The organism is Streptomyces sp. NPDC006872, from assembly GCF_040635845.1.
Lineage (GTDB): Bacteria > Actinomycetota > Actinomycetes > Streptomycetales > Streptomycetaceae > Streptomyces.
The window spans coordinates 169510-191973 of record NZ_JBEYIL010000009.1; the positions used below are offsets into that span (position 1 = coordinate 169510).

At 70.9% G+C, this 22464-nt stretch carries 13 protein-coding genes; 4 read left to right on the forward strand and 9 right to left on the reverse strand.

The window, feature by feature from the left end; translation table 11 throughout:
- Positions 1 to 72: 72 nt before the first annotated feature.
- Both ABZ725_RS26705 and ABZ725_RS26710 read right to left on the reverse strand, forming a co-directional pair.
- Positions 73 to 1098, reverse strand: a complete 1026-nt coding sequence (locus ABZ725_RS26705) for an esterase-like activity of phytase family protein (protein ID WP_358805104.1) — start codon at positions 1096 to 1098, stop codon at positions 73 to 75.
- Between the two features lie 57 nt (positions 1099 to 1155).
- Positions 1156 to 2010 carry a serine hydrolase gene (locus ABZ725_RS26710; RefSeq protein ID WP_358805105.1) on the reverse strand — a complete coding sequence of 285 codons (855 nt, stop codon included), beginning with the start codon at positions 2008 to 2010 and terminating at the stop codon, positions 1156 to 1158.
- Positions 2011 to 2185: 175 nt separating this feature from the next.
- On the opposite strand from ABZ725_RS26710, the gene ABZ725_RS26715 reads away from it, so the two are divergent.
- Entirely contained in the window at positions 2186 to 4522 is a 2337-nt protein-coding gene (locus ABZ725_RS26715) for a glycosyltransferase family 39 protein (RefSeq protein WP_358805106.1), read from the forward strand.
- Positions 4523 to 4722: 200 nt separating this feature from the next.
- The gene (locus ABZ725_RS26720; RefSeq protein WP_351906610.1) at positions 4723 to 5529 is read left to right on the forward strand and encodes an endonuclease; all 807 of its coding nucleotides are present in this window, start codon (positions 4723 to 4725) and stop codon (positions 5527 to 5529) included.
- 124 nt (positions 5530 to 5653) lie between these two features.
- Here ABZ725_RS26720 and ABZ725_RS26725 read toward each other — a convergent pair whose 3' ends face one another.
- From ABZ725_RS26725 to speB, 6 genes are all read right to left on the reverse strand, one after another.
- The gene (locus tag ABZ725_RS26725; RefSeq protein WP_351906613.1) at positions 5654 to 5953 is read right to left on the reverse strand and encodes a hypothetical protein; all 300 of its coding nucleotides are present in this window, start codon (positions 5951 to 5953) and stop codon (positions 5654 to 5656) included.
- An 8-nt stretch (positions 5954 to 5961) separates the two neighbouring features.
- Positions 5962 to 12378 (reverse strand): RHS repeat-associated core domain-containing protein, encoded by a 6417-nt coding sequence (locus ABZ725_RS26730; RefSeq protein WP_358805107.1) that lies wholly within the window; start codon positions 12376 to 12378, stop codon positions 5962 to 5964.
- Between the two features lie 228 nt (positions 12379 to 12606).
- On the reverse strand, positions 12607 to 15492 hold the full coding sequence (locus ABZ725_RS26735) for a LamG-like jellyroll fold domain-containing protein (protein WP_358805108.1): 2886 nt from the start codon (positions 15490 to 15492) through the stop codon (positions 12607 to 12609).
- 190 nt (positions 15493 to 15682) lie between these two features.
- Entirely contained in the window at positions 15683 to 16351 is a 669-nt protein-coding gene (locus tag ABZ725_RS26740; RefSeq protein WP_358805109.1) for a hypothetical protein, read from the reverse strand.
- Between the two features lie 46 nt (positions 16352 to 16397).
- The gene (locus tag ABZ725_RS26745) at positions 16398 to 18083 is read right to left on the reverse strand and encodes a thiamine pyrophosphate-binding protein (protein WP_358805110.1); all 1686 of its coding nucleotides are present in this window, start codon (positions 18081 to 18083) and stop codon (positions 16398 to 16400) included.
- Positions 18080 to 19060 (reverse strand): agmatinase, encoded by a 981-nt coding sequence (gene speB / locus ABZ725_RS26750; protein ID WP_351906628.1) that lies wholly within the window; start codon positions 19058 to 19060, stop codon positions 18080 to 18082. Before speB ends, ABZ725_RS26745 begins: the two co-directional genes overlap by 4 nt.
- A 105-nt stretch (positions 19061 to 19165) precedes the next feature.
- On the opposite strand from speB, the gene ABZ725_RS26755 reads away from it, so the two are divergent.
- On the forward strand, positions 19166 to 20710 hold the full coding sequence (locus tag ABZ725_RS26755; protein ID WP_358805302.1) for a PucR family transcriptional regulator: 1545 nt from the start codon (positions 19166 to 19168) through the stop codon (positions 20708 to 20710).
- A 66-nt stretch (positions 20711 to 20776) separates the two neighbouring features.
- Complete coding sequence (locus ABZ725_RS26760) at positions 20777 to 21583, forward strand: phosphatase (protein ID WP_358805111.1); 807 nt, start codon at positions 20777 to 20779, stop codon at positions 21581 to 21583.
- On the opposite strand, the gene ABZ725_RS26765 is transcribed toward ABZ725_RS26760, so the two are convergent.
- Positions 21580 to 22446: an acyl-CoA thioesterase II gene (locus ABZ725_RS26765; protein WP_358805112.1), complete on the reverse strand. Its 867-nt coding sequence runs from the start codon at positions 22444 to 22446 to the stop codon at positions 21580 to 21582. The genes ABZ725_RS26760 and ABZ725_RS26765 overlap by 4 nt on opposite strands.
- Positions 22447 to 22464: the final 18 nt, after the last annotated feature.

The following is a 22464-nucleotide window of genomic DNA, read 5'->3' on the forward strand; positions in this document are numbered from 1 at the left end:
TCCCTCCGCAACAAAAGCGGCAGCGAACGGTCGGATGCATACCCGCAGGTACCAGACGCGTACCCGCAGGCGTCAGACACGTACCCGCAAGTAGTAGAAGCGGGTCGTCTGGGTTGCGCCCTGGTTGTCGTCGCTGACCAGGAGGACCTTGAGGCGGCCGCGCTCCCGGCCGGTGATCGCCATGCCCTCGATGTTGTCCAGGAGGGGGTTCGGCTGGGGCTGCTTGGCCGTGGCGCCCAGTGACGGGCAGGTCACGATGTCGGTGAGCAGCGTCTTCTTGATCAGGCGGACGTCGTCCTGGCCGGTCAGGTTCTCGATGCCGGTCGTGTTCGTGGCGTGGCGCGGGTCGGCCAGATAGAGGCGGACCGTGTTGCCGACGCCGGCGGTGAAGCCGCGCTCCAGGACCAGGAGGCGGCCGTCGGGGGTCGCCTGCACCTCGGGGACGCCGAGGCCGGCGTCGGTGCGGTAGGCGTACTGGGCGCCGAGCTCGAAGTGGTCGCCCTTGGTCCGCCGCCAGGTCTGGAAGCGGACGATGCCCGCGCTGTCCCCGGAGATCGCGTACTCCATCGACGCGAGGAGGGTGCGGCCGCCGGGCAGCAGGGTGAGGCCCTCGAAGGTCTGGTTCACGGTGGCGCGGCCGGCGGGGGCGACCAGGAGCGAGGACGGCACCGGAAGGCGGTCGAGGATCCTGCCGTCGGCGCTGTAGCGACGGATGGACGGCTCGGTCTCGGAGGTGATGAGACGGGTGCCGTCCCGGTCTATGACCAGGCCCTCGGAGTCGAGGGCGGCGCCGTTCTCGTCGGCGAGCGCGACGACCTTCTTCGGGGCGAGGGTTGCCGCATTCAGGTCGAAGACGGAGGAGCGGTCGGAGAGGGCCGCGAGGGAGCCGTCCCGGTCGACGGCGAGGGCGGAGAAGTTGCCGACGAACGTGCCGTCGTAGGTCGTCTTGTCGAGGGCGTCGGAGAAACGGTCGAGGGAGACGGACGGCGAACAGGCGTTGCTTGCGGCGGTGTGGGCGTTCGCGGGCCCGGCGGCGGTGAGAGCGGTGGCCGCCGCCAGGCCGGCGGTGAGGGTGGCGAGTACGGTTCGCAGGCGCATGGACGTCACCGTAGGACGCACCGGTGACGTGCGGTGGGACAGCGCGTAAAAGATCGCTCAGGACGCGGCCAGGTCCTTGTGGACGACCTTGGCGACGCCCTGGATGGTGGTGATGCCGTAGTTCATCGTGCTGTTGCCGTGTGTGAGGACGCTGATCATGTAGTCGTGGCCGCCGCCCTTGAAGGTGCCGACGCTGTGCACCCGCCAGCCGTGCGTGGCGCGCGACAGCCAGCCGTTCTTGACGTGCCAGGAGACGTTCGAGGGCCGCCCGTACGGCGTGCCCCAGCGCTGCGCGGAGACGACCTGGCCCATCAGCGTGTTGACATAGGCGCGCGAGGCGTCGGTGAGGACCGCGTTCTTGGCCGTGAGCAGTTTCATCAGCTTCTGCTCGTCGGTGACGGTGATCTGGGTCAGGCCCCAGTAGCCGTTCGCGCCCGGCTTGGTCTGCGTCATCTTCGCGGCCGTCAGGAAGCCCCTGATCTTCGTCAGGCCGAGCTGCTTCCACAGCGTGGAGGTGGAGGCGTTGTCCGACTTGGTGATCATGGCCTTGGCGAGGGTCTTCTCACGGCTGGTCAGCGCGCGGTGCGTTTTCTGCGCGTCCCACAGCAGCGCGGAGAGGACGGTCACCTTGACGACGCTGGCCGAGTCGTAGGCCGTCGAGGCGCGCAGTGTGCAGGTGGTGTCGGTGCTGCGGTCGTAGACGCCGACCGCGATCGTGCCCTTGCGGTTGGCAAGCGCTGCGGTGATGTCCTTCTTCAGCTTGGCCGCGAGCCCGGCCTTGGCCGAGGTACAGCTGACAGTGGGGGTGGCGGCCGTCGCGGGTGCGGCGGTGGCCACGCCGGTTATGAGGACGCCGGTGCCGAGTGCGGTGGCGACCAGCCCCCTCCTACGTCTGGAGGTCCGGTGAGTCATACACGGTTGACTCACCAGTTCGTATGAATGGTTGTACGAGTGCCCGGGGATATCGGCGATACCGGGGATATTGGGGAACGCCTGGGCAACCCGTTACCGGCCCCAGGGCTTCTTCACAGGTTGCGGCCAGGCTCGGCACAGCGACCACCCACAACCGGCGTACAGCATGCGCAGGGTGACATCAGCCACCGATCCGCACCCCCACACGACCGTGTCCCCCGACTGGGCCCCGCCGACGGCGACCACCGCGGCGCCGCCACCGGACAAGGCGCCACGCTGGTCGCTCCCCGCGCTGCTCGCGATCCTGGTCCTCGCGGCCGTGCTCTACGGCTGGAACCTGTCGGGCAACAGCCTCAACAGCTTCTACAGCGCCGCGATCTACAGCGGCACGCAGAGCTGGAAGGCATGGTTCTTCGGCTCGCTCGACGCCGGGAACTTCATCACCGTCGACAAGCCGCCCTTCGCGCTCATGGTCATGGGCCTGTCCTGCCGGATCTTCGGTTTCGGCACCTGGCAGATGATGGCGCCGGAGATCGCGGCGGCCCTGGGCACGATCTGGATCCTGCACTCCTCCGTGAAGCGGGTGTTCGGACATGCGGCGGCGGCCGTCGCGGCGCTCGTCCTCGCGCTGACGCCGATCACCGTCGCCATCAACCGCGACAACAACCCCGACACCATCCTGGTACTGCTGATGGTGGCGGGCGCCGCCCTCGCGCTGCGCGCCACGCGCGACGACAGGCTGCTGCCGCTCATCGGCTCGGCGGTGTGCTTCGGCCTCGCCTTCAACACCAAGATGCTCCAGGGCTACATCGCCCTGCCCGCCGTCTTCGCCGTGTACCTGTACGCGTCGAAGCTGGGCTGGAAGAAGAAGGTCGTCAACCTGGCGCTGGCGGCCGTGGCGCTGGCCGTCGCCAGCTTCTGGTGGGCGGCGGCCGTGTCCCTCGTCCCCGCCGACGACCGGCCGTACATCGGCGGCTCGACCGACGGCAGCGCATGGGACCTGATCATGGGCTACAACGGCCTCGGCCGGGTGCTCGGCGGCGAGGGCAACGGCGGGGGCGGGGGCGGCGGAGGCGGCACCTTCGCCGGGACCGCCGGCCTCGGCCGGATGTTCAACGACGTCCTCGGCGGCCAGATCTCCTGGCTGATCCCCTTCGCGGGCATCGCGTGCGTCGCCGGCCTGGTGCTGTGCGGCCGCGCCGCGCGCACCGACGTCACCCGGGCCGCGCTGGTGCTGTGGGGCGGCTGGCTCGCCCTGCACTACCTGACCTTCGCCATGGCCGAGGGCACCATGCACCCGTACTACACGACCGCGCTCGCCCCGGGCATCGCGGCGCTGTGCGGTGGCGGCGGCGTCATGCTGTGGCGCGCCTTCCGCGGCGGCGACGCCCGCTGGTCGTGGGTGCTGCCCGCGGGGCTCGTGGTCACCGGCATCTGGGCGATCGTGCTGCTGCGCCGCGCCACCGGCTGGAACACCTGGCTGTGGCCGGCCGTGGGCGTGGTCATGGTCCTGGCGGTCGTGGGCCTGTTCGTGCTCCGGTCCGCGAGCTCCGGCACCCGGCTGCGGCTGCTCGGCGCGTCCGTCGTCGCGGCGATCGTGGCGGCCCTCGCGGGTCCGACCGCGTACGCCGCCTCGCCGGCCTTCGGCTCCTCCAGCGGCATGATGGGCGGCACCAACCCGACCGCGGGCCCGTCCACCGGCGGCGGCACGGGCGGTCCCGGCGGCGGTGGCGGCGGCCGGGGCGGCGGCAACGGCGGCGGTCCCGGCGGCCAGACGCCGGGCGGCACCCAGGCGGGCGGCCAGGCGGGCGGCGAGTTCCCCGGCGGCGGCAACGGCCAGATGAACCCGGGCGGCGGCAACGGCGAACTCCCGCAGGGCGGCGGCGCACCCAGTGGCGCGCCGAGCGGCCAGAACGGTCAGAACGGTCAGGGCGGCCAACAGGGCGGCGCCGGCGGGGAGTTCCCCGGCGGCGGCACTCAGGGCGGCGGCGAGAGCGGCGGCACTGCTCCGGGCGGCGGGACCGCCGGTGGACCCGGCGGCGGTGGCGGCGGAGGCATGGGCGGTGGCGGCGGCATGGGCGGCGCCGACAGCCAGCTCATCTCGTACCTGGAGAAGAACCAGGACGGCGCCAAGTGGCTGATCGCGGTGTCCAACTCGCAGAGCGCGGGCCAGATGATCCTCAGCTCCGGCAAGCCCGTCATCTCCATGTGGGGCTTCACCGGCTCCGACCAGGCGATGACCCTCGCCAAGCTCAAGGAGCTGGTGAAGAAGGGTGAGCTGCACTACATCCAGCTCGGCGGCGGCGGTATGGGCGGCAACAGCAGCCTGAACCAGGAGATCACCACCTGGGTGCAGAAGAACGGGACGGCGGTGAAGGAGAGCGAGTACAGCTCGACTTCGACGTCGGAGTCGACGTCGGAGTCGACCTCCGAGTCGGACACCTCGTCGTCGTCCTCCTCCTCGTCCAACACCTCCACCATCTACCGGCTGGACGCCTCCGACGTGAGCTGACCGGCACAACGCATACGGCCCCTGACGCTCCCTTCAGGGGCCGTTTCCGTGCGTTCTCGGTGCATCAACTCGCGTAGACAAGGGGCAATTTGCCGGTTCCCGTCATCTGATCGACATGTCAGATTCATTGCCATGACCGCATGTGCATGTCACTCTCCCGATTGCCGCCTCCAATCAACCCGCGTAGATCGGACACCCACATGCTGGCGACACGCATACGCCGATGGAAGTCGGTGGCGCTTGCCACCACTGCCGTCCTGGTCGGTCTCACCGCGCCCACGCTCACCGCGACCCCCGCCGCGGCGACCACGACGGCCTACGACGCGACGTACTACAAGAACGCGGTCGGCAAGACGGGTACGAGCCTGAAGTCGTCCCTGCACACGATCATCAGCGCCAACGTCACGAAGATCTCGTACTCCGCGGTCTGGGACGCGCTCAAGGTCACCGACCAGGACCCCAACAACAGCAGCAACGTGCTCCTGCTGTACAGCGGTGTCTCGCGCAGCAAGTCCCTCAACGGCGGCGACGTCGGCGACTGGAACCGCGAGCACACCTGGGCCAAGTCGCACGGCGACTTCGGCGAGGCGATCGGCCCCGGCACCGACCTGCACCACCTGCGTGCCTGCGACGTCCAGGTCAACAGCACCCGCGGCAACCTGGACTTCGACAACGGCGGCAGCGCGGTCACCAACGGCGGCGGCAGCACCGTCGACTCCGACTCCTTCGCGCCGCGCGCCGCGGACCGGGGCGACGTGGCCCGCATCATCCTCTACATGGCCGTCCGCTACGAGGGCGACGACGGCTGGCCCGACCTGGAGCCCAACGAGAAGGTGGCCAACGGCAGCAACCCGTACATGGGCAAGCTCGCCGTCCTCAAGGCCTGGAACGAGGCGGACCCGCCGAGCGCCTTCGAGGAGCGGCGCAACCAGGTCATCTACGACACATACCAGCACAACCGCAACCCGTTCATCGACCACCCGGAGTGGATCGAGGCGATCTGGTAGCACGCGGCGCAGCCGTCCGTCGCCTCAGGCACAGGTAGGCACAGAGGCGCAGGGCCCTCCCGGGAACTCCCGGGAGGGCCCTGCGTCGTCCTCCGTGAAGGCGAGGATCACGGCGAGGCGGTGCTCATCCTTCGTCGTCGTCCTGCAAGTACCACCCGGACCCGACCATGCGCTCGTTCAACCGCTCCACCTGTTCGGCAGGCGGCTTCCGGACGGACAGGGCCGCTGCCGCGTGGTTGCGCGCCACATGCCGGTCGAGCCCGAAGGCGGCCTCCACCACCACGCCGAGGTTCCGCTCGGACAGCAGGTCGGAGAGGATCACGAGCAAGGGACCGAAGTCCGCGTCGTCCTCCCGGACACCAGCGGGAAACACCAGTCGCAGCTGGTCGACCACTTCGGCGAGATGAGGTTCCAGGTCTGTCATTTCGCTGATCATTTTCCGATCCATGACACGGATGCGTGCACGATGGCGTTGAACGATACGCCCTGGATTCCCGCCGCCCGTACGAACTTGGCGTCCGAGGTGAAGATGGGAATCCCCATGGCGTCGGCGGTCCCGAAGATCTTGATGTCGTCGGCGCCGACCCTCCTACTGGGTTTGAGGCCCGCGGCCCGCGCACTCACGTTGTCCGGCACCACCCGCACCTTGCTCATGAGCGTCTGGATCATGGCCGTCTCCTGCGGGCCGACGAAACCGTTCGCCGTGTTGCGGGCCACGGCCGTCTGGAACTCGTTGACGGCGGTCTGGGTCATCACCATCCCGCGGTCCCCGATCTGCGCGGCGACCTGGTCGCCCACCGTCCGGTCGGCCGACGTCAACGCCCGGGCCGTGCCGGTGTCGATCATCACCTCTTCCTTGGGCGCGTCGGGTGCCTCGCCGTCCTCGGACTTCGTCTTCTCGGCGCCCTCGCTCTTCTTCTCCGCGCCGTCGTTCTTCTTGCCTCCGGAGTCGCCCTTCTTCGCCTCGGGAGCGTCCTTGGCCTTGGCCGGCGGCGGCGGCTTCGGAGCCTCCTTGGGCTTCGGAGTGGACGGCGGGGTGAGGTCGTCGGCGTGCTTGACCGCATCCTTGGTCTTGTCCGCCGCCTTGGCCGTGTCGGTGGCCACGTCCACGGCGTCGACGGCCTTGTTGACATACCGGGCGCCCTTGGCCGCGGTCGCGCCGTAGCCCGCGATCGGGATGGCCGAGGCGTAGGACAGACCGGCGTCGATGTAGTTGCCCTCGGCCGTGTACCAGAGGCCGTTGAGCAGGTCGGCGGGCTCACCGAAGCCGGGCACCAGTCCGGCGACGTCCAGGGCGCCGTGGCCGATCGGGCTGATCCAGGACTCGCCCCAGTACAGGCCGGTCGGGTCCGGGAAGACCAGCGGGTTGTTGCGCCCGTAGGCGTAGGCGTTGAGGTGCTGCGGATCGCTGACGTTCAGCAGCGGGTCGGCGGACAGGAAGCGGCCGGCCGCCGGGTCGTACTCACGGGCCCCGAGATGGATCAGGCCGGTGGTGGCGTCGGCGGTCCCTCCGACGAACGCCTTGTCACCCGGCCATGCGGTCGGGTTCGATCCGCGCACCTCGCCGAAGGGCAGGGTGCGACGCTGCTGCACCGCCGAGTCGGCGGCCCGGACGGCGATCTCGGCCGTCCCGTTCTGCCCGCCGACCAGCCAGGTCACCCCGGCCGCGGTGCGCACCGCGATCTGCTGTCCGCCGTGGGCGTAGTACCGGGTGCCGGAGAGCGTGTTCTTCGCCTTGTCCAGGCGGATCTCCTGCACACCGAGATAGAGCGTGACCGCGCCCTTGTCCTTGCGCAGCAGCCGGTTGCCCTGTGCGTCGTAGACGAAGCCGGTGCGGTTCGCCTCGTCCTTGGCACCGTTCGCATAGGGCGTGACGGAGGCGAGACGCTCCTCGACGTCCCATTCCAGGGACTGGTCCACCGCCGCCCACAGCCCGGTGGCCTGCCGGGTGCGCCGGGTGGTGTTGCCCATCTCGTCGTACTCGAAGGACTGGGTCGCCGTCTCGTCCTTGCCGGGGGCCACCGAGTGCGACTCGGCCGACTTCACGGCGTGCGCGTGCGGGTTGCCCGTGCCGTTCGGGGTGTACGTCGTCGTCTGGGCGACGGCCGCCGCACCCGTCGTGCCCGTCGCGTAGCGCGTCTCGGACGTGCGGTTGCCCATGGCGTCGTACTCGTAGCCGTGCCGGTACGGAGCCGGTCCCCCGATCGTCGCCTCACCGGCGCTGGGGGCACAGGCGGCCGCGCTCTGGGTCCACGCGTCGGTGAGCCGGCGCAGATAGTCGTACGTGAAGCACTGGACGTCCGCCGCCTTCCCTTCCGGCGTGTCCGCGATCTTCGTGATGTTGCCGGAGGCGTCGTAGCCGTAGGCGATGTCCGAGTCGGGCGTCTTGACGACCTCCCGGTCGATCCGCGCCCGCTCCAGGCGTCGGGTGCCCTCCTCATAGGTGTTGGTCAGCCAGGTGTACTTGTCGGCGCTGGCGGTGCCCAGGGTGAGCTGCAGGACCTCGCCGTAGTTGGAGTAGCGGGTCTCGCGGGCGTAGTCGCTGCCGTCGCCGAGGGTGAAGGACGGCAGGCCGGTGGCCGTGTATCCGGTGGTGACGGTCTCGGCCGGCAGGTCACCGGCGGCCGGGAGTGCGGTGCTCGCGAGGGATCCGTCCGGCTTGTACGCCGTGGTGGCCGTGTAGGTGCCGGCGAGTCTGCCCTCGGACGCCGGAACGGTGACCGAGGTCTTCAGCGGACGGCCCGCCGCGTCATAGGCGTCGACCGACGTGGTGTAACCGTCGCTGCCGACCCACTTGGTGGCGGAGGCGAGACGGCCCTTGCCGTTGGGGACGGTGCTGCTGTCGTACTCCCAGGTGGTGAGCTTGGTGTCACCGTTGTAGAGGGAGCGCTGGCGGCCCAGCTTGTCGTAGTTGTAGGTGAGGGTGATCTCGCGCTGGTTCCGGACCGTCTTCAGCCGGTCCAGTTCGTCGTACGTCATCCACGAGGTGCCCTCGTCCGGGTCGACCGCCACCGTCTGCCGGCCGCGCACGTCGTACTCGTACGACCAGACGTTGCCGGCGGGGTCCTTGACCTCGGAGAGTCGGCCGGCCTTGTCGTAGGAGTAGTTCGTGATGTCCGCGGCGCCGGTGGGCGAGGCTCCCTTGAACTGGACGAGCTTCGAGGTCCTGCCCTGCGCGTCGGTGTAGGTGGCGGTCGGGGTGTCGCCCTCCGGCGGGTCGACCGTCATATGGTCGCCGTGGTAGGCGGCTTTGGCCCGCCACTTCTCCTTGCCCGCGACCCGGAAGACCGTGTCCGTGGCACGGCCTGCGCCGTCGTACACCATCTCGGTCTCCGAGGGGGTGCCCTCGGAGGCGTCGACCACGTTCACGAACGTGGTGGTGGGGGCGGCGGAGTTGTAGAAGGGACCGATGTTCCTGACGGCCAGGCCCCGGCTGTCGTACTCGGTCGTCGTGACGACCCGGCCCGAGTTCGCCGCCGGGGTCTGGGTCTGGCGCGGCCGCAGCAGGCCGTCGCTGAGCTGGTGGCTGGTGGCCACCGAGCCGTTGGGGAGCAGGGACTTGGTGGTGGTGACGACGGGCGCGTTGTTGCGGACCAGGTAGGCGTACTCCAGGCTCGGGGTCTCCGCCTTGGGGCGGCCCGGCAGCCACACCTTCAGCAGCCGGCCGAGGCCGTCGTACTCCAGGTCGGTGCGCTGCTTGTTGGCGTCGACGGTCGAGGTGACCAGGCCCCAGCGCGGGTCGACCGTGGAGGTCGTGGAGTTGCCCGCCGGGTCCGTCACCTTCATGCCGGTGACCGGGCCGCCGAGGGTGGGCGTGTACGCCGTCTTCGTGGTGTTGCCCTGCTGGTCGGCGGAGTCGGTGACCCGGCCGTGGGCGTCGTACTTCGCGGTCGACGTCGTCACGTACTGGGGCGTGCCGTCGGCCGCGTACCCCTTGACCTTCTCGCTGCGGACCACGTCGCCCTCGGTGGGCGTGGCGCCGTAGGTGTCGGGGTCGTCGTACCAGGTGCGGACGTCGGAGATCGCCTCGCCCTTGTAGGACGGCGGACCGTCGTCGCATGCCACCGGGACGACTGTCACCCGCTTCAGCAGGGTGAGCAGGCCCGCGTCGGTGTTGCGGTTGTAGGCGTTGGTGGTGCAGGTGTCGTCGTCGGGGTCGGCGAGGTCGCCGGAGTCCGAGGAGCGCTCCAGCATGCCGTAGGAGTCGTAGAAGTACTCGATCGAGGCGCGGCGGACCTTGCCGCCGTCCAGCGCCGTGCGCGTCTTCGTCGACCTGACCGCCGCGTACGTCGCCTCGTCGCTGCCCTCGGTGGCCGTGGCGGCCGACTTCCAGGGGGTGCTGACGGTGCCGCCGATCTCGTCGGCGCCGTCGAAGGTGCGCTGCTCCAGCTGGAAGCCCTGATGGCGGGCGTCGTCGCGGACCTTGGTGCCGTCGGAGGCGGTGACCGTGACGGACTTGGCGCCGCCGGACTCCTTCTCCCGGTCGCCGTCCATGCCCTGGAGGTAGGTGGTCTCGCTGCGCAGCTGCTTGGAGCCGGCCTCACCGGTCTTCATGGTGACGCTGCGGAAGCCGCGCCACTGGTTCCAGGTCTTCTTCTTGGTCTTGACGAGCTCGCTGTCGTCGAAGGCCCAGGCCGCGCCGGAGTAGTCGTACGACGTCACCTTGTTGGGGCCGGTGACGGTGACCTCGTCCTCGACGACCGTGTCGACGACGAACTTGTGGAACCAGTCCTCCTTCTCGCCGACCGTGCCCTCCTTCGACCAGAAGGACGGCATGCACCGCTTGGTGTTGGTCTCGGGGGTGGGCAGGCTGGAGGGGGTGCACTCGTTCGGCTTGTAGTTGACCGAGATCGTGCCGCCGGTCTCCGACTGGATGGCCCGGATGCGCCACTTGTACATCGGCAGCCGGTCGTCGGCGCCCGTGTCGACGCGGTTGGCGTCCTGCCGCTCGAAGAAGGTCAGCTTCGGGAGCTTGTTCGCGCCGTCCTTGCCGGAGTGGGTGATGGACTCCAGCCACATCGCCGGGGAGTGGGTGGTGTCGGCGCTCTGGTATTTGTGCGCCAGGTCCCACACGTCGACGTCCCCGTACGTCTTGCCGTCGGAGCCCAGCACCTGCGTGGTGACCTTCGACAGGCGCTTACGGGTGAAGAAGGTCGGCGACCACTGGTCCTTGCACTCGGTGTCGGAGGTGCAGATCTGCTCGAACGGCACGTCCGGCCAGCGGGTGGCGGTGGACTCCTTCAGGTCGCCCGGCTCGCAGTCGGCCGCCGCGCCGGTGCAGCGCTCGACGGTGGTGAAGACGACCTGCGCGGGGGCGGCGGTGGTGTTCTCCTTGCCCTCCTGCTCGCCGTACTCGACCCGCTTGAGCCAGCCGCCGCGGTCGTAGGAGACGACCTTGTCGCCGCGCACCGAGTCGTACTTGTTGGTCTCGGTGCCGTAGTAGTACGTCATCGTGTTGCCGTGGACGTCGACGACGTAGTCCAGGTTCCAGCGCCAGGTCTGCTGGCAGCGGGACTCCTTGAAGGTGTCCTTGTGGCAGGGCTCGTCCTTGTCGTCGCCGAAGACCGGGACCTCCCAGGAGGAACCGGTGTTCTCGGCGTCTGCGGCCTCGGACTCCCGCTTGCCCTTGCCGAAGTGGTAGCGGGTGCCGTCGGTGGTGGTGACGACCCAGTACTCCTTGTTGTCGTCCGAGTTGAAGCCGCCGGTCCTCCGCTCGATCTTCGTGCCGTCGTCCTGCTTCAGCCGCCACTCGTTCGCCGACTTCTTGACCAGCTCGCCGGCCCGGCCGCCGAAGTTCATGGTGGCGTTGTCGGAGTGCCAGCACAGGTCGTACTTCTGCGCGCCGGCCTCGTCGTGGCCGTCGTCCGTGCAGGAGCGGTAGGCGCGCTCGATGTAGCCGGCGCTGAGGTCGAAGCCCTCGCCGACCCAGGAGGTCTGGTTGTTGCTGGAGGCCGTACGGCCGTCCGTGGACGCCGAGTTGTAGCCCAGGCCCAGCTGCGGCGACGGGCCCGCGAGGGCGGGCGGCACGCGCAGCGGGTACTGCCAGGTGAAGGCGCCGGTCTGGCCCGCGACCTGCCAGGACGCCGAGGGCGCCAGCGAGGTCGCCGTGTAGGAGCCGGAACCGCCCGCGGGCGCCGCGGAGACGGCGAGCAGCGGCGCCTTGGCCCCCGCGACGGCCGCCGGGACGTCGGCGGTGAGCTTCTGGCCGCGCACGTCGTTGCTCGTGGCGAGCGGGGTGACGCCCTGACAGGCGGGCGCGTTCGGCGTGGTCAGCGCACAGGCGGGCAGCTGCACCAGCCGCAGCCGCTGCGCCCAGTCGCCGCCGTAGGCCTGGGCGAAGGAGGCGTAGTCGACCTGGACGGAGACCTTGCCCCCGACCGTCGTACGGCCGTCCGCGCGCGTCACCTTCAGCAGCAGGCCGTCGATGCCGGCCTTGCGGGCGGCGGCGTGGCCGAGGAGGTCGACCTTGGCCCGAGTGGGCGCGGCGGCCCGCGACTTGGCGGCCTTGGGGGCCGCGAGCCGGACGGGGAGACCGCCCGCGCGCAGCCCGTTACGGGCCGCCGTGGTCTGCCCCAGGGTGACGGTGGCGCTGCCCGGCTCGGGCCAGGCGGCCTTCGCGCTGGGCGTGGCGCCGTATCCGGTGAGGTGCTTGAGCGGGGTGCGCTGGCCGTCGGCCTCCACCACGGGGGTGGAGGTCACATCCTGCGTCTTGGGCCGCCGCTGCTCCCGGGAGTCGTCGTCACCGAGGGCGGGGACGGCCTGGAGCAGGGTCAGGGTCAGGGCCGCGGACACGGTCCCGGCCAGAGGTTTCGCCCACCTTCGGGCGTAATGTCTCCATGTTGAGCGCATGCGCGCTCCTCCCGTTTGTGATGTGGAATTCCCGGGCGCCCGAAGGGTGTTCGGGCGCCCGGGACAGCGGGTCTGGTCAGGAACCGCTCGCTGTTCAGGTGCTGGGCCCGTCCTGAGGCGGCCTTGGCGAAGTCCGGTGCGGTACCGCGCCCCGTAAGGGGCGCGGGGAACTGCGCGACCAGCCCCCACCGGCCCGCAGGATCATCACCTGGACTTCCAGCGGAGCGCTCAGTCGTTCGCGAGCCGGTAGATCTCCGTGCCGGAGAGCAGTCCGGGTACGAGGCGGACGTCGTCGATGTCGCCGGCGAAGAAGTCGTTCCACGCGCCCTTGTACTGGGCGCGGCCGATGTTCAGGCCCTTGGTGGCGTTCCAGACGTCGGTGACGGCGGCGCTGCCCTGCTCCTCGCCGTCGACGAAGAGGGTGAACCTGCGGGCCGCCGGGTCGTACGTGCCCGCCAGGTGCGTCCACTTGCCGACGACGGCCGGCCGCTCGCCGGTCGCCATGGCGCGGATGATTTCGGAGTCGGCGGTGTCCGAGACGTGCCGGCCGAAGATCCAGCGCTTCAAGGCCGTCGAGTAGTAGAGGTTGAAGCCGTTGCCCTGGCCGCCGGACTGGCCGATCACCGCGATGTTCTGGCTCAGCGAGGTGGGCCGCACCCACGCCGACACGGTGAACGCCTGCCCGGTGTGGACGGCGGAGGCGGCGGTGGCGTAGTCGCTGCTGCCGTTGAACCGCAGGGCCTTGTCGGCCGGCTGGTCGGCGGAGTGGTTGCCCGCGACCCAGTCGGCGCCCTTGACGGTCAGGGTGCGGTCGTGGCCGGAGGCGTCGGGCGCGGTGGCGCCGGTGGTCTGGTCGAGGCCGTAGACGGCGGCGGCGCAGGAGTCGGCGAGGACGTCGGCGCAGGCGCGGTCGGCGGTGAAGACGTACTTCTCCATCGGGCCGCGGTTGCCGGCCTGGTCGACGCTGCGCACGTAGAGCACGTTCGGCCCGAACGTGGACGGCGCCACCTCGATGGTGGCGTTGCCGCCGAGGCTCGCGGGTGTGGCGTGGCGGCCGGGGGTGTCGCTGCCGAGGTCCCACTCGTAGTACTCGACGTCGTTCTTGAAGACCGAGTCGGAGTTTCCGTTGGCGGAGACGGTGAAGTGCCGCTTGGCGCCCGCCGGGAGGTCGGCCTCGCCGTCCGTGGGCTTCACCAGCGGCTTGGTGTCGGGCCGCTCGGTGTCCACCACGAACTCGCACCAGTCGGACCAGTCCGAGTAGCCGGAGTCCTTCAGTTTGCCGGTGGAGCCGTCGTAGGTCTGGGCGTGCCACTTGTAGCCGTGGCCGTGCGCCAGCTCCTTGACCGGGATGCCCTTCTCGAACACGCCCTCGTTCTGCGGCCCGTCCTTGCCCTCGTACACCATGGGCCGGCCGTCGACCTGGTCCCAGACGCGGAAGGTGGCGGTGAGGTTCTGGCCGGTGCCGTCGGTGTAGGAGTCGGCGTCAGTGCCGTTGACCGCCATGGTCGGGGTGTCGTCACGGATCCACGGCCGCTTGGTGTTGTCGGTCGTGCAGGCCTTCTCCTCCGGGTTGCTCAGCCGCTCGTTGTACGGCTTGCCCGGGGTGGTGTTGTAGGTGACGACCAGCTTGGCGTTGTCGCCGCGGAACCGCTTCCAGGAATTCGGGTCGTCCTCGTCGGCGGCGCGCAGCGAGAAGGCGATCGGGTCGCCGGCGGCGGCCTTCTTACGGACGGTCGGGGTGAGGTTCTCGTTGTCCTCCTTGCTGCTGTCCTGGAAGTCGACCCAGCTCGCGGGCGCGTCGGGGCTGCAGCTGCTGCCGCGCCCGTAGGCCACCGTGCGGTCGACCATCAGGTCGCCGTCCTTGGGCTTGTTGTTCCAGTTGGTCGCGGAGTCGACGCCGCCTTCGTTCACCAGGTGCAGATTGACGGTGCTCGCCTGGCAGGAGAAGGAGAAGGTCTCGTAGACCTCGAAGACCGCCTTGGAGATGGTGCGGTTCTTCCACCCCGCGGTGGAGAACTGGAAGTACATGCGGTTGGTGTACGGCGAGGAGCTGCACACGTAGTACGTGCCGCCGATGGACTTGTACGAGCAGCGGCCCACGCCCTCGTCGTCCTTGAACTTGTGGAACTCGGTGCCCGGGTGGGCGCTGGAGACGTACAGCCACTCGCTCTTGGACATGCCGGCCTCCGGGTCGAGGTAGACCGGGAAGTCGGTGTCGGCGGCGGTCAGCACGGAAGCGTCGGGGACGACGGTGACCGCGTCCGCGGAGACGTCCAGGCCCATGTCGGCGACCTTCGCGGCGGCGTCGGGCGTGTCCTGGACGGGGGCGTCGGCGCCGGAGGCGGCCACGGCGTCGGCCGGGACCTGCTGCGCGGCGGTCGCGGAGTCCCACATCTTGGGGGCCTGGCCGCCGAAGAGACGCGCGCCGGAGGCGTCGACGGCTTCCAGACCGCCGTCCGCGCCGGCCTTGAGGTCGAGCCCGTCCGCCCGCACGGGCAGCCGCAGCCGGGCGAGCTCCGGGTTGCGGGCGGCCTCGGGCGTCTTGACCTCCAGCACGTAGGCGTACCCGGTGACCGAGGCGCTGGCGAGCAGGTCCACGCCGGGCAGTACCTCGCGGTACTCGGCGGTGTCGCCTGCCAGCACGGGCTCGGGCAGCGGCTTCGGCCAGCGCAGCGTGAAGGACCTGCCGTCCTCGCCGAGGGTCACGAAGTCCTGCGAGCCGCCGGCCGCGAAGGCCAGGTCGACGACGGCGGCCTTGGGGCCGACGGTTCCGTCGGCCCGGCGCACCAGCGTCGGATCGGCGGCGGCCCAACTGCCGTCCGCCCGGTGCACCCGCTGGGGTTGCACGCTGGTCTCACTGGTGAGCGAGCCGTCCGGATTGGCGAAGACGAGTTCGTCCTCGGTGCGTCGCGCCACGATCTCCACCGGTTCGCCGGTGGCGGCGGCCGCGGCGAACTCGGTCGCCTCGGCGCTGGTCGGTGTGGTGCCGGTCATGGCATCGGCGGCCTCGGCCGCGCTGGTGACGGCGGGCAACGCGCCCAGGACGACGGCGCTGCCGAGCAGCACACCGAGCGTCCGGGTACGACGAAGCCGCCGGAACCAAGGGTTGGTCATTCCCTTGTCTCCCCCTTGGAGCTCTCCCCAGAGCTCCCTACGACGAATATGAAGTTGATGTGGTCATGAAGTACTTGAGTGGCGAGGGAGAACGTATGGGACTTCCTTTACTGATTCAAGCCACTTTCCGTATCGACTGACCAGTTCCCTCGCGCCGGCGATGTGGATCCAGGGGGCTTGCCGAGGCCTCTTACCGCTCGCCCCGGGGAGCGCCGTACCACCGCCACCGGCTGAGACGCGCATGCCCCGGGATCTCCCCCCGGCCGGTGGCCCAGAGCAAGGTGGGCCACCGGTCGGTGCCGGTCGGCGCATCGGGAAACAGCCGCACGAGCACCCGGTCACAGAGCCCGGCATCCGGCGCCCACCCGATGCCGAGCCCCTCGGCGACGTCGTGCAGGTGCACCAGCGTCTCGACGACCCCCATGGCAGCGAAGCCCTCGGCGTCGGAGAGCCCGAAGACGTGATGGGCCCTGACGGTCGCCGGGGTCACCCGCACCATGGCCGCCAACAACCCCCCGCAGGCGTCCAGCACCCGCACGAGCCCGGCCGGACCGGCGCCACGGTCCGCGAAGATGACGTTCGCCGGCGCACCGGGCCTCTCCGCCCGCCACACGAAGGGCACCTCGGTGTCCAACGGCGGCTGCTCGGGCCCGAGTTGGGCGGCGTAGGCAAACAGATCATCGGCCAGATGCTCGACGGTCTCCCGACAACTCCACTCCAGGGAACCGGCATTGGCGTCCCAGTCGGCCGCCGCATCGGCACCTCGAAGTGCGGCGACGGCCAGCCGGACGGCGTACTGCACATCATCGGCGGTGACGGGGCCGGGGCCGGGGCCGGATGATCGGTTCACTTCAAGCATGGCGGGACCGTATCAACGATCACCTGACGGGAACCGCGCCTCTTCATCAGCCCAGGTGCGTAGGCGCGAACATCCGTAGTACCGCCGGGAGTACGAGCACCGACGGGCCGGAGGCGGACAGGGCCTTCGACAGGTCCGTCTCCAGGGTTTCCGGGGACGTCCGCACGGCCGGGACGCCGAAGGACTCCGCCAGGGCCACGTAGTCGGGGCGGGTCAGTTCCGTGGCCGTGGGTTCACCGAAGGCGTCCGTCATGTACTCGCGGAGGATGCCGTAGCCGCCGTCGTCGATGATCAGCCAGGTGACGTCGAGGGCATACTGCTTCGCCGTCGCCAGTTCCGCGATCGAGTACAGCGCGCCGCCGTCGCCGGAGACCGCGAGGACCGGGCGGGTGGGGTCCGCGACCGCCGCGCCCAGGGCCGCCGGGAAGCCGTAGCCGAGGCCGCCGGCGCCCTGGGCGGAGTGCATGTGGTTGGGGCCCTTGGCGTCGAACGCGGACCACGCCCAGTAACTGAGAATGGTCATGTCCCAGAAGGACGGGGAGGCTGCCGGGAGCGCCGCTCGCACCGACGCCAACACATCCTGTTCCAGGGTGAGTTCCTGGGCCGCGATACGGTCGGCCACCTTCGCCAGGACCTCGCGGACGCGCTCGGGCGCGGAAGGGTCCGGCCGCTCGGACACCGTCTCCAGCAGTGCCTGCAGGGCGAGGCGGGCGTCCGCGTGGATGCCGAGGGCCGGGTGGTTGGACTCGAGTTTGCCGAGGTCCGCCTCGATCTGGACGACGCGGCCGCGCGGCTTGAACGTGTGGTAGTTGGACGAGAGTTCGCCGAGGCCCGAGCCGATGACGAGGACGACGTCGGCGTCCTCCAGGAAGTCCGTGGTGTGCCGGTCCTCGATCCAGGACTGGAGGGAGAGCGGGTGCTTCCAGGGGAAGGCGCCCTTGCCGCCGGGGGTGGTGACCACGGGGGCCTGGATGCGCTCCGCGAGCTCGCGCAGCTTCTTCGACGCGTCCGCCCGCACCACTCCCCCGCCCGCGATGATCGCCGGGCGAGCGGCCGTCGACAGCAGGTGTGCCGCCACCGCCGTCAGTTCGGGGCGGGGCGGGAGTTCCTCCGGGAAGGCGTCGCCGCCCGTCACCACCGGGATCGCCGTCTCGGCCAGCAGCACGTCCTGCGGGATCTCCACCCACACCGGGCCGTGCGGCGCCGTCAGCGCCGACTTCCAGGCCGCCTCGATCGCGGACGGGATCTGGGACTGGGTGCGGACCGTGTGGACGGACTTCACCACGCCCCTGAAGGAGGCCGACTGGTCCGGGAGTTCATGGAGGTAGCCGTGCCTGCCGCCGCCCAGGCCGGCTGTGGGGATCTGGCTGCTGATCGCCAGTACCGGGGCCGAAGCCGCCGCCGCTTCCTGGAGTGCCGCCAGCGACGTCAGCGCTCCCGGGCCCGTCGAGAGGAGCAGCGGGGCGGCTTCCCCCGTGATCCTGCCGTACGCGTCCGCCGCGAAGCCCGCGTTGTTCTCCACCCGCAGGCCGATGTAGCGCAGCGAGGAGCGGCGCAGGGCGTCGAACATGCCCAGCGCGTGCTGGCCGGGCAGGCCGAAGACCGTCGTCGTGCCGAGCGCGGCCAGGGTCTCCACGACCAGGTCTCCGCCGATACGGCCGGGAGGAGGGCTGAGAGCAGCAGAGATCTGCGCCTCCGTCGGGCGGAGCACCAGGTCGTGGTCGTGAGTCACTTCGCTTCCGAGTCCTTCCGGGCCGCCGCGATCTGGCGGGACATGATCGTGGTCAGTTCGTACGCCGTGTGGGACGCGGCCACCGACGTGATCTCCGCGTGATCGTACGCGGGGGCCACCTCGACGACGTCCGCCGAGACCAGGTTGCAGGACGCCAGACCGCGCAGGATCTCGAGGAGTTCGCGGGAGGTCATGCCGCCCGCTTCCGGGGTGCCGGTGCCGGGGGCGTGCGCCGGGTCCAGGCAGTCGATGTCGATGGAGATGTAGAGCGGGCGGTCGCCGATGCGCTGCCGCAGCTGGTCGGCGATCTCGTCGGCGCCGCGGCGGTAGACGTCCGCCGACGTGACGATGCCGAAGCCCATCTTCTCGTCGTCGGTCAGGTCCTGCTTGCCGTACAGCGGGCCGCGCGTGCCGACGTGCGAGAGGGCCTCGGTGTCGAGGATGCCCTCCTCCACCGCCCGGCGGAACGGCGTGCCGTGCGTGTACTCCGCGCCGAAGTACGTGTCCCAGGTGTCGAGGTGGGCGTCGAAGTGGAGCAGGGCCACGGGTCCGTGCTTCTTCGCGACCGAGCGCAGCAGCGGAAGCGCGATGGTGTGATCGCCGCCGAGGGTCATCAGACGGGCGCCCGTGCCGAGCAGGTCGTCCGCGGCCGCCTCGATCGTCTCCACGGCCTCGTGGATGTCGAACGGGTTCACCGCGATGTCGCCGCCGTCCGCGACCTGGGCGAGGGCGAAGGGGGAGGCGTCCTGTGCGGGGTTGTACGGCCGCAGCAGCCGGGACGCCTCGCGGATCGCGTTGCCGCCGAAGCGGGCGCCCGGGCGGTACGAGACGCCGGAGTCGAACGGCACGCCCACCACGGCGACGTCGGCGCGGCCGACCTCGTCGAGCCGGGGCAGCCGGGCGAAGGTCGCGGGGCCCGCGTACCTCGGGATGCGGGAGGAGTCGACGGGGCCGCGGGGCGTCTCGTTGCCGCTCATGGTCGTATGCCTCTTTCTCTCGCTTCGTCGCCTGGTCCGCCATCGAGCGTAGGTGGCGGGAGAGCCGGCACGAAGTGTACGTTTCCACCATCCGTGGGGCAGATAATGGAGGGAACGCACACCATGGCGGAGCAGTCGGCCGTACCTCTCACCCCACCGGTACCCCTCGCCGCCCTCCTGGCCCGGGAGGATCTCGCCCTGCGCCAGATCGCCGGGCCCGCCGATCCCGGTGTCGTGCTGCACGGGGCGCACGCCTCGGAGATGACCGACCCGTATCCGTACCTGCTGGGCGGCGAGCTGCTGCTGACGGCGGGGGTGCACATTCCGCGGACGGCCGGGTCACGGGCCTACTTCGACGACTATGTGACGCGGATCGTCTCCGGCGGCGGCGCTGCCCTCGGGTTCGGGGTGGCGCCGGTGCACGACACGGTGCCGGAGGCGCTGGTCGCCGCCTGCGAGGCGCACGGGCTGCCGCTGCTGGAGGTGCCGCCGCGGACGACCTTCGCGGCCGTCGCCCGGGCCGTCTGGCAGCTGATGGAGCGCGCCCGCACGGCCGAGCTGCGCCGGGTGACGGAGGCGCAGGCGAGCCTCGCGGCCGCCGCCTCCCGGCCGGACCCGGTCCCTGCCGTCCTACGGCAACTGGCCCAGCGGGTCGCGGGGCGCGCGGTGCTGTACGGGCCGGAGGGGACGGAGATCGCGGGGGCGGGGCAGCCGTCCCCGGACGACCCTCCCCTCGCCGACCTCGCCCGCATCCTCACCGCCCGAGCCTCGGCCACCCCCACCTCGACCACCCCCACCTCGACCACCACTGCGACCACCACCTCGACCCCCACCTCCACCGCCAGCGACACCGCCCCCTCCGGCGCCCATCTCGCCGCCTACGCGCTGGGCGCCGGTCAGGGGTTCGTGCTCGGGGTCGCGGCGCCTCGGCGGGACCCCGGTGACCACACCATCGCCTCCGTCGCCGCCGTCCTGCTCTCCCTCCTCACCGGCGAGCAGCAGAGCGGCTCGGGAGCGGCTCGCTCCTCCGCGCTCGTCCGGCTGCTGCTGGGCGGCGCGCCCGAGGAGGTGGCGCCGCTGCTCAGCCGGGAATCCGGTCAGCGGTGGCTCGTCGTGCACGCACGGCCCGAGGGGCAGGCGCCCGACCCCGTGGCGGCCTCGGCGCTCGGGGCGGCGCTCGGGTCACCGCTGGTGGACCTGGCCGCCGACGTCGTCCGGGTCCTCATGCCGGCCGACCGGACGCCGGGGCCGCAGCCGGGCTGGACCCTCGGCGTCAGCGCGGCCGCGGACCCCGCCGGCTGGCCGGCCGCCGACGCGCAGGCGGCCCGCGCGCTGGCCCGGGCCCGCGCCACCCGCGCGGCCCTCGTCCGGCACGGTTCCGGCGCCGGTCTGCTCGGCCTGTTGCCGCCGGACGAGGCCCGCGCCCACGCCCGGACGCTCCTCGCCCCGCTCGCCGCGAGCGCCCCGCTCACCGAGACCCTGCGCACCTGGCTCTCCCTGCACGGCAGCTGGGACCGTACGGCGGTGGCGCTGTCCGTGCACCGCAACACCGTGCGGCAGCGGATCACCCGCTGCGCAACCCTGCTGGGGACGAACCTGGACGATCCAGACGTACGGATGGAGCTGTGGTTCGCGCTCAGAAATCAGTGAGTGACGCGTGTCCCAGCGGCCGGAACAGCCACGACGTGCACCGCCCGCTGCCTCACAATGGAGACCATGCCGATACCCGGGACGCCCAGCCGCGCCGAACTCGTCGACCACCTCGTCAGAACCCGTATCGCAGGTGATGTCGCCACACCGCGCGAGAACAACCTCTCCCACTACCGCCAACTGGCCAACGGCGTCCGCAACTTCTGGCTCGGCCTGGAACTCGGCGACCGCTGGAGCGACGAGCAGGACGTGCTCGCGGTGATGGCGGAGCGGGTCGGCGTGAACGACGATCCCGAGTACCGCTACGGCCAGGACACCATCGACCCCGAGCTGACGGTCGACGGCCTGGACCGGCTGGCGGCGCGGCTGCGCAAGGCGGCCGAGGGACGGCAGCGGGTCCTCTTCGCCACCGGACACCCCGGCGGCCTCCTCGATGTGCACCGGGCCACGGCCGCCGCCCTGCGCGCGGCCGGCTGCGAGATCGTCGTCATCCCGGAGGGGCTGCAGACGGACGAGGGGTACGTCTGGCAGCTCGCCGACGTGGCCGTCCTCGAACACGGCGCCAGCCTGTGGCACACCCACTCGGGCGAGCCGATGAAGGCCATCCTCACCGCGCTGGAGCGCGAGGGCCGCCCGCTGCCCGACCTGGTCGTCGCCGACCACGGCTGGGCGGGCTACGCGGGCCGGCACGGCGTCGACTCCGTCGGGTACGCCGACTGCAACGACCCGGCGCTGTTCATCGCCGAGGCGGAGGGCACCGTCCAGGTGGCGGTCCCGCTGGACGACCATGTCGTCAGCCCGCGCCACTACGACCCGATGGTCGCCTACCTCCTCGCCGAGGCGGGCCTCGGCGAGGAATCCGAGCAGGACTAACGGGGAGCCCGGACCACGCCTTCCTGGATCACCGATACCGCGAGGCGGCCGTCCTGCGTGTAGATGCGGGCCTGGCCGAGGCCGCGGCCGCCGTGCGCGGACGGCGACTCCTGGTCGTACAGGAGCCATTCGTCGGCGCGGAACGGGCGGTGGAACCACATCGCGTGGTCCAGGGACGCGCCGACGACGTCACCGACCGCCCAGCCGCCGCGGCCGTGAGCGAGCAGGACCGAGTCGAGGAGCGTCATGTCGGAGACGTAGGTGGCGAGGACGACGTGCAGCAGCGGGTCGTCGGCCAGCTTGCCGTTGGCGCGGAACCAGACCTGGGAGTGCGGCTCGCGCGGCTCGCCGTACTGCCCGTACGGCGGCTCGTCGACATACCGCAGGTCGACGGCCTGGCGCGCCTCCAGGAACTTCTCGACGATCTCGGGGGCGAGATGGCCGTAGCCGCGCAGCCGCTCCTCCGAGGTGGGGAGGGTGGCCGGGTCCGGGGCGGGCGGCATGGGGGCCTGGTGCTCGAAGCCCTCCTCGTGCCGCTGGAAGGAGGCGGACAGCGCGAAGATCGGCTGTCCGTGCTGGACCGCGAGGACCCGGCGCGCGGTGAACGAACGGCCGTCGTTCATCCGGTCGACCGTGTAGACGATCGGCGCGCCCGGGTCGCCGGGGCGCAGGAAGTACGCGTGCAGGGAGTGGGCGAGACGGTCCTCGGGGACCGTCCGTCCGGCTGCGACCAGCGCCTGCGCCGCGACCTGCCCGCCGAAGACGCGCGGGACGACGGCGGAGCGGGACCGGCCGCGGAAGATGTTCTCCTCGATCTGCTCGAGGTCGAGCAGATCGAGGAGATCCTGAAGTGCCTGGCTCATGGCGTCTAGTTGTAGCGG

Coding starts and splice junctions, on each gene's coding strand:
- ABZ725_RS26725 (WP_351906613.1), bottom strand. CDS start 5,953: ATGACAGACCTGGAACCTCATCTCGCCGAAGTGGTCGACCAGCTGCGA.
- ABZ725_RS26735 (WP_358805108.1), bottom strand. CDS start 15,492: ATGACCAACCCTTGGTTCCGGCGGCTTCGTCGTACCCGGACGCTCGGT.
- ABZ725_RS26740 (WP_358805109.1), bottom strand. CDS start 16,351: ATGCTTGAAGTGAACCGATCATCCGGCCCCGGCCCCGGCCCCGTCACC.
- ABZ725_RS26730 (WP_358805107.1), bottom strand. CDS start 12,378: ATGCGCTCAACATGGAGACATTACGCCCGAAGGTGGGCGAAACCTCTG.
- ABZ725_RS26760 (WP_358805111.1), top strand. CDS start 20,777: ATGCCGATACCCGGGACGCCCAGCCGCGCCGAACTCGTCGACCACCTC.
- ABZ725_RS26755 (WP_358805302.1), top strand. CDS start 19,166: ATGGAGGGAACGCACACCATGGCGGAGCAGTCGGCCGTACCTCTCACC.
- ABZ725_RS26765 (WP_358805112.1), bottom strand. CDS start 22,446: ATGAGCCAGGCACTTCAGGATCTCCTCGATCTGCTCGACCTCGAGCAG.
- ABZ725_RS26720 (WP_351906610.1), top strand. CDS start 4,723: ATGCTGGCGACACGCATACGCCGATGGAAGTCGGTGGCGCTTGCCACC.
- ABZ725_RS26710 (WP_358805105.1), bottom strand. CDS start 2,010: ATGACTCACCGGACCTCCAGACGTAGGAGGGGGCTGGTCGCCACCGCA.
- speB (WP_351906628.1), bottom strand. CDS start 19,060: ATGAGCGGCAACGAGACGCCCCGCGGCCCCGTCGACTCCTCCCGCATC.
- ABZ725_RS26705 (WP_358805104.1), bottom strand. CDS start 1,098: ATGCGCCTGCGAACCGTACTCGCCACCCTCACCGCCGGCCTGGCGGCG.